We start from the raw sequence: 13,996 nt of genomic DNA on the forward strand, positions 1-13,996 counted from the left end.
ATAGCAACTAGTGCAACAGGCACCTATTCCGCCGCGGAAGGCGGAACATGTCCCTCCGGACGGGTGATCGTCCTTGACGCGGGCACGGTCTGGGAGGACCGTGGGGATTTATGAGGGGCGAACCCAGTTGCCCGAAGTGCGGTGGCAGGGTCAGGGCGCCCGGCCTCTTCGCCGACTCCTGGCAATGCGACGTGCACGGCACCGTGCACCCGCTGCAGCCCGTCGTCCCGCCGAGTGTCGAAGGCCTCGGCGTGGTCGTCCACCGGGCCCAGGTGCCGGTGTGGATGCCGTGGCCGCTACCCGTCGGCTGGCTGTTCTCCGGGGTCGCCGCTGCGGGTGACGACCGCAGCGGCGGCCGGGCCACCGCCGTGGCCTGCTCGGGGCCCGGCCCCTTCGGCGGCCCCGGCGAGCTGATGCTGATCGCCGAGGAGCTGGGCGTGGGCCTTGGCGCCCGCTACGCCGGGATCGACGGCCCCGACCCGGGCCCCGGGATGTGCGTGGACAAACCGCCGCACGCCAAGGTCCTCGCCGCCGGCCGCCCGACCGCCCTGTGGCACGTCGGCGGCGCCCCCGCCGACCGCGTCGTCTTCGCTGGAGAGGCCCGCGGGCTGTGGCTGTGGGCCATCGTCTGGCCCGAGGAGACCGGCCTGCTGATGTACGACGAGCTGGTCCTCACCGACCTGCGCGACGCCGGCGCCGAGGTCGACCTGCTGCCCTGCGGTGCACTGACCCCCAGGCTGCTGGGCTGAGCCGCCCAAGTCCTGGGAATCGCAGGTCCGAGCGGGCGCTATCCTTTGCTTCGTCCCTGTCCGCGCCGTCCCCGGGAGCCCGTGCCGTGCGCATCGACCTGCACACCCACTCCACGGCCTCCGACGGCACCGACACCCCCGCCGAGCTGGTACGCAACGCGGCGGCCGCCGGGCTCGACGTCGTCGCCCTCACCGACCACGACACGGTCGGCGGCTACCGTGAGGCGACCGCGGCCCTTGAGGGCACTGCCCTGACCCTGGTCACCGGCGCGGAGCTCTCCTGCCGGACGGCCGACGGCATCAGCATGCACATGCTGGCGTATCTCTTCGACCCTGCGGAGCCGCACCTCCACGAGGCCCGCGAGCTGGTGCGCGACGGCCGGGTGCCGCGCGCCCGCGGCATGATCGACAAGCTGCAGGCCCTCGGCGTGCCCGTCACCTGGGACATGGTCCGGCGTATCGCCGGCGACGGCTCGGTCGGCCGCCCGCACATCGCCACGGCGATGGTCGAACTCGGCGTCGTCCCCACCGTCTCCGACGCCTTCACCGCGGAGTGGCTCGCCAACGACGGGCGGGCGTACGTGGAGAAGCACGAGTTCGACCCCTTCGAGGCGGTACGCCTGGTCAAGGGGGCCGGCGGCGTCACGGTCTTCGCGCACCCCGGCGCGCACAAGCGCGGCGAGACGGTGCCGGACGAGGTCATCGCGGCGCTGGGCGCCGCCGGCCTCGACGGCCTGGAGGTCGACCACGTCGACCACGACGCCCCCACGCGGCTTCGCCTGCGCGGACTCGCGGCGGAGCTGGGCCTGCTGACCACCGGCTCCTCGGACTACCACGGCGCCCGTAAGACGGTCGCGCTGGGGGAGTGCGTCACCGACCCCGAGGTCTTCGCGCGTATCGCGGCGCGGGCCACCGGGGCGGTGCCGATTTCCGCGGTCTAGCCGCGGCACACGGGCGGGTGGGGACTCCCCCGCGCCCGTACGGGGCTCGGCCCCGACGCCGCGTGCGGCTCGCACGACATCCCCTCACGACAAGACGAAAGCCTGGCCATGTTCGACTTCACCCTGTTCGGGTCCGTGTTCTTCACGCTGTTCGTGATCATGGACCCGCCCGGCATCACGCCGATCTTCCTGGCGCTGACGTCGGGCCGGGCCACCAAAGTGCAGCGGCGGATGGCCTTCCAGGCCGCGGGTGTGGCCTTCGGCGTGATCGCGGTGTTCGGCATCTGCGGGCAGCAGATCCTGGACTACCTGCACGTGTCGGTGCCCGCGCTGCGGGTCGCCGGGGGGCTGCTGCTCCTGCTGATCGCGCTCGACCTGCTGACCGGCAAGGCCGACGAGCCGACGCAGACCAAGGACGTCAACGTGGCGCTGGTGCCGCTGGGGATGCCGCTGCTGGCCGGGCCGGGTGCCATCGTCACGGTGATCCTCGCGGTGCAGCACGCGCACGGCTTCGGCGAGCAGTCGTCCGTCTGGCTGGCCATCGTCGCGATGCACGCGGTGCTCTGGCTGACGATGCGCTACTCGCTGGCGATCATCCGGGTGATCAAGGAGGGCGGCGTGGTGCTGGTGACCCGGCTGTCCGGGATGCTGCTGTCGGCGATCGCCGTGCAGTCCATCGCGAACGGCGTCTTCGGCTTCATCCACGGCGAGGGCTGACGCCCGCCGGAGAACGTGGGGCATCGGCCCCCTGAGCATGCGAAAGCGCCCCGTACGGACCTGCTGTACGGGGCGCTGTTGCGTGAAGCCTGCGATCAGTCCGCCGGGCGGATGTAGATGCGCTGGCCGATGGCAGCGGCCTGCTGCACGATCTTGTTGACGGCGGACGCGTCCACGACGGTGCTGTCCACGGCGTCGCCGTTCCTGTCGTCGAGTCGCATGATCTCGAAGCGCATGGGGCTTCTCCCTTCGTCCCTCGTTACATGTGTGGTCAACGAACACCCCCTTCAAAACATTCCCTACCCTAAATAAACTCTTTCGCGGCCGGACTACTTACTGCTGGTAGCACCCTCGCCGGCCCAGAACGCCACGAGTGCGGCAGCCGTCTCGGCCGGCCGTTCGGCGTTGGGGGAGTGCTCCGCGCCCTTGATCACGACGCGCCGGGCGCCCAGCCGTTCCGCCATCGCGTCGAGCAACGGGACCGGCCAGGCGTAGTCCACCTCACCGGACAGTACGAGCTTCGGCAGCGGTACGGCGGCAAGTTCCGCGACCCGGTCCGGTTCGGTCATCAACTGGCGGGCCGTGGCGATCAGTTGCGCGGGAACGGTGTTAACCCAGCGGCGGTGCAGGAAGTCCTCGAGCCAGTCCGGGGTGACGGGGTCGGCCCCGGGGTCGGCGTCCAGCGCGCGCATCGCCCGCCAGGCCGTCTCCATGTCCATCGTCGGCAGGTGGTCGATGAGCAGCTGCGTCCTGATCTGCTGGGCCTCGTCCACCTCGGCGGGCCCCGAGCTCATCAGCGTCACCGACGCCCACGGCTGCGGACCGCCGGCGAGCACCGCCGCCCGGACGATGTGGCCGCCCAGCGAGTGGCCCAGTACGTGCAGCGGGCCGCCGCCCTCGGCGGCCAGCGCGGCGCCCTGCGCGGAGACGTCCGCGGCCAGCTCGCGCTGTGCGTAGGCGGCCTCGTCCCGCGGGCCGCCCGACTCGTGCTGGCCCCGGCCGTCGACCGCGACGACCCGGAAGCCCGCCGCGGACAGCGGTGCCAGCAGGTCGAGGAAGTCCTCCTTGCTGCCGGTGAACCCGGGGACGAGCAGCGCGGTGCCCTGCCGTGCGGGCGCGTCGGGGGCGGGCGCGGCGTCCAGGACCGCGAACGACCCGCGTGAGGTGTCCAGCCGGCGGGCTGCGGTGTGCTCAGGCAGGTCCAGGGAGGTCGGTCGGCTCATGGGCCGAGATTACGCGGTGCATATGTCCGAGAGGTTGCCTCTCGGCATGAAACACCCCCGGTCACATGGGCCGGGGGTGTCTCCTGGGTGACATGTGCCGTACGGATCAGGCCTCGTCGGCCACGGCGGCCGGCACCTCGGCGACGGCCTTACGCGTACGCCGGCGCGGCGTCTTGGCCGCCGGCTCCTCCGCGCCGTCGGCGGGCGCGGGCACCTCGGCGACCGCCTTGCGGGTGGTCCTGCGGCGCTTGGGGGCCTCGTCGGTCAGCGTGTCCGCCTCGGGCGCGGCGGCCGGTGCGGGCACCTCGGCTGCGGCCTTGCGCGTCCTGCGGCGCTTCGGGGCCTCCTCGGTCACCGCGGCCTCCGCCTCCGGCGCGGCGGCCGGTGCGGGCACCTCGGCTGCGGCCTTGCGCGTCCTGCGGCGCTTGGGGGCCTCCTCGGTCACCGCGGCGTCCGCGGCCTGCGCCTCGGCGACGACCTCGGCGGCGGGAGCGGCGGCGGCAGCGGCCTTGCGGGCCCGCGGCGGGGTCACGACGGCGTCGGCCGCCTGCGCCTCGGCGACGACCTCCGCCGGAGCGGCGGCGGCCTTGCGCGTCCTGCGGCGGGGCGTCTTCGGCGCGGCTTCGGCGACCACAGCGGACGCCTCCGCGACCACCGCGGACGCCTCGGCGACGGCCTCGGCCACGGCCTCCGCGGCCTCGGCCACCGGCGCCACCGCGGCCGCGGCGGCGCTACGGGTCCTGCGGCGGCGGCGCGGCGTCCGCGGACCGGTCGGGCCCTCGGCGTCCGGCGCGGACACCGCGGTCGCCGACTCGGCGGCCCCGGCCGGCGCCGGCACGGTCTGCGCGCCCTCGCCGCCGCGGGTCCTGCGGCGCTGCCGCGGGGTGCGGGTGCGGGCGGGGCGCTCCTCGGCGGGAGCCGCGGCGGGAGCGGGACGCCCGCCGCCCGCGGGACGGCGGCCGCGGCCACCGCGCCCACCGGTCTCGCCGAGGTCCTCGACCGCTTCCGCGTCCAGTCCGGCACGGGTCCGGTCGGCCCGGGGCAGTATCCCCTTGGTGCCGGTCGGGATGCCGAGCAGCTCGAACAGGTGCACGGAGGTGGAGTAGGTCTCCTCCGGGTCGTTGAACGACAGGTCGAGCGCCTTGTTGATCAGCTGCCAGCGAGGGATGTCGTCCCAGTCGACCAGCGTGATCGCCGTACCCGACGCGCCCGCGCGGCCGGTGCGGCCGATGCGGTGCAGATAGGTCTTCTCGTCCTCGGGCGTCTGGTAGTTGATCACGTGGGTGACGCCTTCGACGTCGATGCCGCGCGCGGCCACGTCGGTACAGACCAGCACGTCGACCTTGCCGTTGCGGAAGGCGCGCAGGGCCTGCTCGCGGGCGCCCTGGCCCAGGTCGCCGTGCACCGCGCCGGAGGCGAAGCCGCGCTTCTCCAGCTGCTCGGCCACGTCGGCGGCGGTGCGCTTGGTGCGGCAGAAGATCATCGCGAGGCCGCGGCCGTCGGCCTGCAGGATGCGGGAGACCAGCTCCACCTTGTCCAGCGAGTGCGCGCGGAAGACGTGCTGCGTCGTGTTCGCGACCGTCGCGCCCTCGTCGTCGGGTGCGGTGGCGCGGATGTGGGTGGGCTGCGACATATACCGGCGGGCCAGGTTGATGACCGCGCCCGGCATGGTGGCCGAGAACAGCATGGTCTGCCGCTTGACCGGCAGCATGCCCATGATCTTCTCGACGTCGGGCAGGAAGCCCAGGTCGAGCATCTCGTCGGCCTCGTCGAGCACCAGGGTGCGGACGTCGCGCAGGCTGATCTTCTTCTGCCCGGCCAGGTCGAGCAGTCGGCCCGGGGTGCCGACGACCACGTCGACGCCCTTCTTCAGCGCCTCGACCTGCGGTTCGTACGCCCGGCCGCCGTAGATCGCCAGCACGCGCACGGCGCGGACCTTGCCGGCCGTCAGCAGGTCGTTGGTGACCTGCTGGCACAGCTCGCGGGTGGGGACGACGACGAGGGCCTGCGGCGTGTCGGTCAGCTTCTCGGGCGCGGCGCGCCCGGCCTCCACGTCGGCGGGCACGGTGACCGACTCCAGCAGCGGCAGGCCGAAGCCCAGCGTCTTGCCGGTACCGGTCTTGGCCTGGCCGATGACGTCGTTGCCCGCGAGGGCGACCGGGAGCGTCATCTCCTGGATCGGGAAGGGGGTGACGATGCCGACGGCCTCAAGGGCCTCGGCGGTCTCGGGAAGGATGCCGAGACTGCGGAAAGTGATGGTGGACAGGATGCTTGCCTCTTCTGTGAGACGCGGCACTGTGCGGCAAGGGGGGGTCGAGCAACCGGGCGCCGCAACACGGCGCAGGTCACTGACCGCGCAGAGGTGTCGTACAGCCTTCGAGGGGCTGTGGAGCGCGGGACCGCTGCCCTCGCTCATGCCGCGAGTGGGCCCCTCCCGATGTCAGGAGGGCGGTCGGTTCGGAGCCGATCGGGCCACCGACCGGGCATCCAGGGTGTTGCATACGTCGCCCGCCGACGATCGGAACCAGGCCGACTAACGACGGGTGCATTACCACTCTACCCCGGAAACACGTAGCTGCACCCGATCAAATGTTTCGTTCGGGACATCGTCGGGTCACACGGAGGGTGTCGGCGGTGGCGCGGGACTTGGTTATTGTGCGCTCCATGGAGACGCCTGACGACACCACCAAGCCCGCTGCCGAGTCCGCCGGCGGGTCAGCGCCCGAGCCCGCGCGGGAGCCCGCCGCGCCGGCCACCGGGATCGCCGCACAGGACTGGACGTCCGCGTCCGCGGACCCCCGCTACCGGGCCGCGGTGGTCGACCTGCTCGGTGCGCTGGCGTACGGCGAGCTGGCCGCCTTCGAACGGCTCGCGGAGGACGCGAAACTCGCGCCCACCCTGGAGGACAAGGCGGAGCTGGCGGCGATGGCCACCGCCGAATTCCACCACTTCCAGCGGCTCCGCGACCGGCTCACCGAGGTCGGCGAGTCGGCCAACCACGCCATGGAGCCCTTCGGGGCGGCACTGGACGAGTTCCACCGCCAGACGGCGCCCTCGGACTGGCTGGAAGGCCTGGTCAAGGCCTACGTCGGCGACTCGATCGCGTCCGACTTCTACCGCGAGGTCGCCGCCCGCCTCGACACCGACACCCGCACCCTGGTGCTCGCGGTGCTCGACGACACCGGCCACGCCAGCTTCGCCGTGGAGAAGGTACGGGCCGCGATCGAGGCCGAGCCGCGGGTCGGCGGCCGGCTCGCGCTGTGGGCGCGGCGGCTGATGGGCGAGGCCCTGTCCCAGGCGCAGCGTGTCGTCGCCGACCGGGACGCACTGTCCACGATGCTCGTCGGCGGTGTCGCCGACGGCTTCGACCTGGCCGAGGTCGGCCGGATGTTCTCCCGCATCACCGAGGCCCACACCAAGCGGATGGCGGCACTGGGCCTGGCCGCGTAACGCTCCACGCGGGCGGCGGACCCCCGGGGCCGCTGCCCGCGTCGGTGGCGTTGCGTCCCGGGGCCTGGGCACCGACGAGGCGCGGACCCGCGTCACGCCCCGTGCGGGGTGACCTTCGCGTGCCGCCCGCGCTTCGGGGGCCGGGCCAGCACGCTCAGGCCCGCGGCGGCCGTCGCGAAGGCCGCCGCCAGGCTTGCCTCGGGGTGGCCGCCGCCGAAGATCGTGTACGCCACCAGGCCGCCGGTCAGTCCGCCGACCGGACCGGTGGCCAGCAGCAGGGCGGTCGCCGGCAGGCGGGCGGGGAAGAACCGGGCCGCGGCGAAAGCCGCGAGCAGGCCGAGCGCGGCATAAGCGACGATCTGCCAGATCATGCGATCCCCTCCGGTGACGCGACATTGCGGACCGTTCGGTAGACGTCCTACCCCTGAGAGGACCCGGGCAAAACGAAGGGGCGGCAACCGGACTCGCCCGGTTGCCGCCCCTGCTGACCGTTCGTCAGAGAGCGGCGCCGAATCCCACCCTGCGGGCGGCCGGCTCGCCGATCTCGACGTACGCCAGCCGGTCCGCGGGGATGAGCACCTTGCGGCCGTGCTCGTCCTCCAGGGACAGCAGCTTCGCGGCACCGCTCAGCGCGTCGGCGACGGCCTTCTCGACTTCGGCCGCCGACTGCACGCTCTCGATGCTGATCTCGCGCGGCGCGTGCTGCACGCCGATCTTGACCTCCACGGCTTGGATACCTCCGATGGTCTGGCGGTGTGCGCGGTTGGTCGCGCCGTACGCTGCCCAGACTAGCCCGCGGCGGCGGCCGTAAATCCGCGCCTCGTGCACGCCGTGAGCGAACACCGCCGTACCGCCCCGCGGCCGGCCCCGGCGCCGTCAGCCCTGCTGCGGGCCCCCGGTGCCCTCGGCGCCGTGCAGCGGGAAACCGGCGATACCGCGCCACGCCAGCGACGTCAGCAGCTGCACGGCGGTCTCCCTGGGCACCTCGCTGCGGCTGGCCAGCCAGTAGCGGGCCACCACCTGCGAGACGCCGCCGAGGCCGACGGCCAGCAGCATCGACTGGTCGCGGGACAGGCCGGTGTCCTCCGCGATGACCTCGCTGATCGCCTCCGCGCACTGCAGCGCGACCTTGTCGACCCGCTCCCTGACCGCCGGCTCGTTGGTCAGGTCGGACTCGAAGACCAGCCGGAAGGCGCCGCCCTCGTCCTCGACGTAGGCGAAGTACGCGTCCATCGTCGCCTCGACGCGCTGCTTGTTGTCCGTGGTGGACGCCAGCGCGCCGCGCACCGACTGGAGCAGCGACTCGCAGTGCTGGTCGAGCAGCGCCAGATACAGCTCGAGCTTGCCGGGGAAGTGCTGGTAGAGCACCGGTTTGCTGACGCCGGCCCGCTCGGCGATGTCATCCATCGCGGCCGAGTGGTAGCCCTGCGCGACGAAGACTTCCTGGGCGGCCCCCAGCAGCTGCTCGCGTCGGGCCCTGCGGGGCAGGCGGGTGCCGCGTGGTCGTGCCTGGGTCTGCTCGATGGCTGTCACGCCGCCTCCCATTTCTGCGGAACGAACGAAGAAACGAACGAAGAAACGAACGAAAGAACGCTGCGCTGGCCATCGTACTTTTGAGTAACGACCTGTGCGCCGTACGGGCGCACATTCTCACGTTCTGGATATGCGGCGCGGAAGCGTCCCCGGCCGCTCAGCGGTAATCGTCCTCGTCCAGTGCGACCACCCGGCGCTGCTCCGCGGCGTCCGCCGGGTCCGCCTCGCCCTCCTCCACCGCGGGCCTGGCGGTCAGCGGGTCGTCCTCCTGCTGCAGCAGCTCGGTGTGCTGCTCGGCGATGTCCGCCTCCGGTGCCTCCAGGTCCGGATTCCCGTCGAGCGCGTTCTCCGCGGCTTCGATGTCGTCCGCGTCGGCTTCCCGCTCGATACGCGCGATCTCGTCGGACATGGCGACTCCCTTCCCTCGGTCCCCGCCCTCCCCCTCCTCTACCCCCTCCCTTGGAGCCTAGGAGCCCGCGGCCGCGGGCGCAGCGCGTACGAGCGCTTCTGAGCGCGCCGGGCGTCCGTGGACGGCTGATTCTGTGCGGTTCTGTGCGGACGAACACGCGGTCCCGCACGTGATCGTCTCGTAACATCGACACATGCCCTCGACGGACTACTCCCAAGCCGCCGCCGCACCGGCGGCAGTACCCCCGGCGGGCCCGGTGCTCGCGGACGGGGAGACGTCAAGGATGGTGCGGTTGCCCGGCCTGGGCCTGCTGGTTCGCTCCCGGACCGGCCACGGGGCGGCGCGCGGAACGGCCGGCCTGGAACCGGCGATGTTCGTGCACGGCCTCGGCGGCTCGTCGCAGAACTGGTCGGCGCTGATGGCCTCGCTCGACGACACCGTCGAAGGGCGCGCCCTGGACCTGCCGGGTTTCGGCCATTCCCCACCACCTGACAACGGCGACTACTCGATCGCCGCGCACGCCCGCGCGGTCATCAGGCTGCTGGAGGCCGAGGGCCGCGGTCCCGTCCACCTGTTCGGCAACTCGCTGGGCGGCGCCGTCACCGTCAAGGTCGCCGCCGCCCGCCCCGACCTGGTCCGCACCCTCACCCTGATCTCGCCGGCGCTGCCCGAGCTGCCCCCGCAGACCAGCGCGCTGCCGACCGCCCTCGCCTCCGTCCCCGGCATGGCCGCGCTGTACGTCCGCGTCACGCGCGACTGGCCGCCGGAGCGCCGCACCGAGGCGCTGCTGTCGCTCTGCTACGGCGACCCGTCCGTCGTCGGCGGGCCCGAGCGGGCCGCGGCCGCCACCGAATACCAGCGGCGGATCGACCTGCCGTACTTCTGGGACGTCATGATCCGGTCCACCCGCGGCATCGTGAACGCCTACACCCTCAGCGGCCAGCACTCCCTGTGGCGGCAGGCCGAGCGGGTGCTCGCGCCGACGCTGCTGGTCTACGGTGTACGCGACAGGCTCGTCTCGGTGCGGATGGCCCGCAGGGCGTCGCGGGCCTTCCGCGACTCGCGGCTGCTGACCATCCCCGGCGGCGGCCACGTCGCGATGATGGAGCACCCTTACCTGGTCGAGCGGGCCTTCCGTGACCTGCGCGACGAAATCTCCGCCCGCGCACGCGGCGGCGCCGCCGGGAGTACGGTCACGGCTACGGCGGACATGAGCACTGCGGCGAGCGGGAGCTGATCGAGGGCGTGGGCAAACACAGCGCGCGGGACGGCCAGGACGGTCGTGACAACCGCGTACCGCAGACCGGCGGCGGCAGCGGCACCTTCGCGCCGCCGGGTAGCGCGCTGGGCACCCCCGGCAGCGGGCGCCGCAGGCGCGGCCCCAGCGGCCCCTACGGCGAGCCGTTCGACCCCTTCGGCGACAGCGGCGCCTTCGTTCCCGTACGCCCCCAGGACCTCGGCGCCCGACCGCCCACGCACCCCGAGCACCGCGAACACGGGGCGTGGGGCGCGCCCGGCACCTGGACGGGTGGCGCCGCACCGGTCCGCGACCTGCCCATCGACCCGGCGGACGACGGCCCCCCCGGGGACGGCAGGCCCGCCTGGGCCGGCTCCGGCACCCGGGGCCTGCCCTTCGACCCCGTCGAGGACTGGGCGGAGGGCTGGGCCGCGCACGACACCGCGACCGCCGCGGCCGCCTCAGGGCTGCGCACGCCCCGGCACCAGGTGGAGACGCCCGGCCGCGGGGTGCCGCGGCCGCGGCAGGAATTCCTCGACGCCTTCGAACCGCAGGCCCCGGAGCGCACGCCCGCGCCCGCTCCCGCCCCGGTGGCCGAGCCGGCCGCTCCCGCGGCCCCCGCCCCACCGGCCGCTCCCGTCGAGGTGCCGGGGCCCGGCGGCGGGCGCCGCAAGCCCGGCAAGGCCACCTGGACGATCAGCGGCATAGCGGCGGCCGCGGTGGTCACCGTGGTCGCCGTCACCGCCGGCAGCCAGTTCACCGGCACCGGCAGGAACGCTCCCGCGTCCGACCCCACGGACACGTCGGGCTCCGGCCCGAGCGCGACACCGTCCGCCACCCCCTCCGCCACGCTGGCGGCCGCCCCGGCCGGCTACGACCAGCTGATGAACCTGCAGTTCCCGCTGGCCCCCGACCTCAGCCTCTCCGGCGCCTTCACCACCGTCCCCGGCCACCAGGCCGCACCCGGCAAGGGCAAGGTGATGACCTTCCGGGTCGACGTCGAACAGGGCCTCCCGCTGGACCCCCGGCTCTTCAGCGACACCGTCTTCAAGACCCTCAACGACAGCCGCAGCTGGGGCCACGGCGGCACGATGACCTTCGAGCGCGTCTCGACCGGCCACGCCGACATCGTCGTGACGCTGGCCAGCCCGGGCACCACGGCGAAGTGGTGCGCCAAGTCCGGGCTCGACACGTCGATCCAGAACGTCTCGTGCGATGCGGCGTCGACGCCGCGCACCATGATCAACGCGTATCGCTGGGCGCAGGGGGCCGAGACGTACGGTCCGCATCTGATGCACGCGTATCGTCAGATGCTGATCAACCACGAGGTCGGGCACCGGTTGGGGCACGGCCACGTGGGCTGCCCCCGTGCCGGGGCCCCGGCGCCCGTGATGATGCAGCAGACCAAGTTCCTCTCCCTCAACGGCGGCCCCACCTGCAAGCCCAACGCCTGGCCCTTTCCCTAGACCCGGCGCCTGAGCCTTCGCCCCTCGCGGGGCGGTGCTTTCGTGCGGGTCCGTCGTGGCCCCGCGCCCGTGAGGTGGCAGCCCCGTGCGGTGCGTTGCTTTCGTGCCGCCGCGCTGTGGCTTGTCGCGCAGCTCCCCGCGCCCCTGGAAAACGCGTGCCCTCCTGCGCAAGGCCCAGCCCCTGGCAGGGTCAGCGCTGGGCGTAGGAGGACGCAGGCCTAAAGGGGCCCGGGGAACTGCGCGCCCCGCCGTATAGGCGGAAAGAAAGCAACGCACCGCAAGGGGCAATCACCCAGGGGCGCGTGGGGGCACCCCCACGCGAAGCAACGCACCCGCAGGGGGCAATCACCCCGTCCGCGCGACCAGCGCCGGGCTGGGGTAGCCGCGCACCCCCTCGCGTAGGGGATCCAACGCCCCGCGTTGGGAGAAGTTACGTCCGTTCACCCCTTTTGATGGTGCCGCGGACAACCGTCCACCGCACCACCCGCATCGCGCAATACGGTCATCCCGCCGGGCGGGACACCACCTCGTCCGGGGCCGAGGACATGGCTGAGAGCGAGAAGGGGCGGACCCGTGCGGATTGGATTACTTACCGAGGGTGGTTATCCGTACGCGAGAGGTGAGGGTGGCGCATGGTGCGACCGCCTGGTCAGAGGCCTGGCCCACCACGACTTCGACGTCTACGCCCTGAGCCGTTCCCCGCGGACCGACTCCGCGGGCGAGGTCGAGACGCCACCGCAGGTGCGCCGCGTGCGCCACGAGCGGCTGTGGGGCGAGCCCGCCCCCGAGGCGCCGCGGGCGGGCCGCAGCGCCGCCAAGGCGCAGCGCGCGGCTTTCCGCACCGCCTTCCGGGACCTCGCCGCGGCTCTGGCCGGCGGCGCGGCGGTCGGCCAGGCCGAGCGGGCGGACCGTTTCGCCACCGGCCTGTACGCCCTCGCGGACCTGGCCGTGGACGCCCCCGGCGCCCTCCCCGCGCTGCTGCGGGGCGACGACGCGCTGGCGGAGCTGGAGGCGGCGTGCCGGGCCCCCGGGGTGCGCCCGGTGCTCGGCGACATCGTCGTGACCGAACTGCTCATCACCGCCGACCTGCTGGAGCGCCAGCTGCGCCCGCTGTCGGCGCCCTGGTACGGCCCGGAGGAGCTGGGCGCCGCCGATGTGTGCCACGCGGTGTCGGGCGGCACGGCCACCCTTCCGGGGCTGTTGGGCAAACGGTTCTGCGGCGCTCCGCTGATCGTCACCGAGTACACCGTCCGCGCCCGGGAGGCGCTGCTCGCGCACCGCGCCGCCGGGCTGCCGCCGGCCGTACGCGTCCTGCTCGGCGACCACTACCGGCTGCTGGCCGGCGAGAGCTACCGGCAGGCCGCGCTGATCACCCCGGGGTCGACCCATGTGCGGCGCTGGCAGGAGCGGTGCGGTGCGCCCAGGGAGCGGATGCGGACGATCCACCCGGGCATCGACGCCGGGCGCTTCGCTGGGGCCGGCGCGGCGGCGGAGGCCGCGGCCCAGGCGGACGAGCAGGCCGCGCACTCCGACCCGACCGTGGCGTGGGTGGGCCGCGCGGACCCGGCCAAGGACCTCATCGCGCTGCTGCACGCCTTCCACGCGATACGCGGTGAGGAGCCGCAGGCGCGGCTGCGGATCTTCCACCTGCGGGCGGCGGACGAGCGGTCGTCCGGATATCTGGACCACTGCCGCACGCTCGCCGCCCAGCTCTTCCCCGACGAGGCGGCCGACGCGCATGCCGTCGGGGAGAACCCGGTCAGCTTCGAGGAGATCGGCTCGCCCGGGGCGCCGGAGCCGGCGGACGCGTATGCGGCGGGCGACGTGGTCGTGCTGTCCAGCGGCGCGGAGGGCTTCCCGCTGAGCCTGGTGGAGGCGATGTTCTGCGGGCGGCCCACGGTGTCCACGGACGTGGGCGCGGTGCGGGAGGTCATCGGCGGTACGGGTCTGGTCGTGCCGCCGCGCAACCCGAAGGCACTGGCCGACGCGGCGCTCGACCTGCTGCGCGGCCCCGAACGGGCGGCCCGCCTCGGCGCGGCGGCCAGGGAGCGGGCGCTGGCCCTCTTCACGGTCGCCACCTGCGTGGACGCCTTCCGCGACAGCTATCTCGACGTGGTGGCCCACCACCCGGTCCGCCGCCTCCCGCTCCTCGACGCCCAGGGCGCCCCCCGCCCCTTCACCACTCCCGCCGAATCCCTCTCCCCGTCCCGCCTGGCGCCCACCCCGTCCCACCCGTCCTGGACCCGGATCCCCGCCACCCGCCCCTGACCC

At 73.6% G+C, this 13,996-nt stretch carries 14 protein-coding genes; 7 read left to right on the forward strand and 7 right to left on the reverse strand.

What is annotated here, in order from left to right:
- Positions 1–110: 110 nt before the first annotated feature.
- The 3 genes from BUE44_RS02440 (at position 111) to BUE44_RS02450 (ending at position 2,407) form a co-directional block, all read left to right on the forward strand.
- On the forward strand, positions 111–749 hold the full coding sequence (locus tag BUE44_RS02440; protein ID WP_073493072.1) for a DUF6758 family protein: 639 nt from the start codon (positions 111–113) through the stop codon (positions 747–749).
- 86 nt (positions 750–835) lie between these two features.
- Complete coding sequence (locus BUE44_RS02445; protein WP_073493075.1) at positions 836–1,690, forward strand: PHP domain-containing protein; 855 nt, start codon at positions 836–838, stop codon at positions 1,688–1,690.
- A 108-nt stretch (positions 1,691–1,798) separates the two neighbouring features.
- Entirely contained in the window at positions 1,799–2,407 is a 609-nt protein-coding gene (locus tag BUE44_RS02450) for a MarC family protein (RefSeq protein ID WP_073493078.1), read from the forward strand.
- A gap of 95 nt (positions 2,408–2,502) precedes the next feature.
- Here BUE44_RS02450 and BUE44_RS37755 read toward each other — a convergent pair whose 3' ends face one another.
- The 3 genes from BUE44_RS37755 to BUE44_RS02460 all read right to left on the reverse strand — a co-directional run bounded on the left by BUE44_RS37755 (position 2,503) and on the right by BUE44_RS02460 (position 5,974).
- Positions 2,503–2,643 (reverse strand): hypothetical protein, encoded by a 141-nt coding sequence (locus BUE44_RS37755; protein ID WP_200804305.1) that lies wholly within the window; start codon positions 2,641–2,643, stop codon positions 2,503–2,505.
- Between the two features lie 93 nt (positions 2,644–2,736).
- Positions 2,737–3,630 carry an alpha/beta fold hydrolase gene (locus BUE44_RS02455; RefSeq protein WP_073493080.1) on the reverse strand — a complete coding sequence of 298 codons (894 nt, stop codon included), beginning with the start codon at positions 3,628–3,630 and terminating at the stop codon, positions 2,737–2,739.
- Between the two features lie 106 nt (positions 3,631–3,736).
- Positions 3,737–5,974 carry a DEAD/DEAH box helicase gene (locus tag BUE44_RS02460; RefSeq protein WP_407639986.1) on the reverse strand — a complete coding sequence of 746 codons (2,238 nt, stop codon included), beginning with the start codon at positions 5,972–5,974 and terminating at the stop codon, positions 3,737–3,739.
- 311 nt (positions 5,975–6,285) lie between these two features.
- On the opposite strand from BUE44_RS02460, the gene BUE44_RS02470 reads away from it, so the two are divergent.
- Positions 6,286–7,080 carry a ferritin-like fold-containing protein gene (locus BUE44_RS02470; RefSeq protein ID WP_079189408.1) on the forward strand — a complete coding sequence of 265 codons (795 nt, stop codon included), beginning with the start codon at positions 6,286–6,288 and terminating at the stop codon, positions 7,078–7,080.
- Positions 7,081–7,172: 92 nt separating this feature from the next.
- Here BUE44_RS02470 and BUE44_RS02475 read toward each other — a convergent pair whose 3' ends face one another.
- The 4 genes from BUE44_RS02475 to BUE44_RS02490 all read right to left on the reverse strand — a co-directional run bounded on the left by BUE44_RS02475 (position 7,173) and on the right by BUE44_RS02490 (position 9,022).
- On the reverse strand, positions 7,173–7,451 hold the full coding sequence (locus BUE44_RS02475; RefSeq protein ID WP_073493086.1) for a hypothetical protein: 279 nt from the start codon (positions 7,449–7,451) through the stop codon (positions 7,173–7,175).
- A gap of 124 nt (positions 7,452–7,575) precedes the next feature.
- The gene (locus tag BUE44_RS02480; protein ID WP_073493089.1) at positions 7,576–7,806 is read right to left on the reverse strand and encodes a DUF3107 domain-containing protein; all 231 of its coding nucleotides are present in this window, start codon (positions 7,804–7,806) and stop codon (positions 7,576–7,578) included.
- A gap of 150 nt (positions 7,807–7,956) precedes the next feature.
- A complete protein-coding gene (locus BUE44_RS02485; RefSeq protein WP_073493091.1) occupies positions 7,957–8,613 on the reverse strand; it encodes a TetR/AcrR family transcriptional regulator in 657 nt (218 codons plus the stop codon).
- Positions 8,614–8,770: 157 nt separating this feature from the next.
- Positions 8,771–9,022, reverse strand: coding sequence for a hypothetical protein (locus tag BUE44_RS02490; protein WP_235001864.1), 252 nt, complete (start codon positions 9,020–9,022; stop codon positions 8,771–8,773).
- Between the two features lie 193 nt (positions 9,023–9,215).
- Between BUE44_RS02490 and BUE44_RS02495 the strand changes: the two genes are divergently transcribed.
- The 3 genes from BUE44_RS02495 to BUE44_RS02505 all read left to right on the forward strand — a co-directional run bounded on the left by BUE44_RS02495 (position 9,216) and on the right by BUE44_RS02505 (position 13,993).
- Entirely contained in the window at positions 9,216–10,259 is a 1,044-nt protein-coding gene (locus tag BUE44_RS02495; RefSeq protein ID WP_073493093.1) for an alpha/beta fold hydrolase, read from the forward strand.
- An 8-nt stretch (positions 10,260–10,267) separates the two neighbouring features.
- A complete protein-coding gene (locus tag BUE44_RS02500; RefSeq protein ID WP_073493095.1) occupies positions 10,268–11,725 on the forward strand; it encodes a DUF3152 domain-containing protein in 1,458 nt (485 codons plus the stop codon).
- 573 nt (positions 11,726–12,298) lie between these two features.
- Positions 12,299–13,993 (forward strand): DUF3492 domain-containing protein, encoded by a 1,695-nt coding sequence (locus tag BUE44_RS02505; RefSeq protein ID WP_073493097.1) that lies wholly within the window; start codon positions 12,299–12,301, stop codon positions 13,991–13,993.
- The last annotated feature ends 3 nt before the right edge of the window (positions 13,994–13,996 follow it).

The organism is Actinacidiphila paucisporea (assembly GCF_900142575.1).
GTDB classification, from domain to species: Bacteria; Actinomycetota; Actinomycetes; order Streptomycetales; family Streptomycetaceae; genus Actinacidiphila; species Actinacidiphila paucisporea.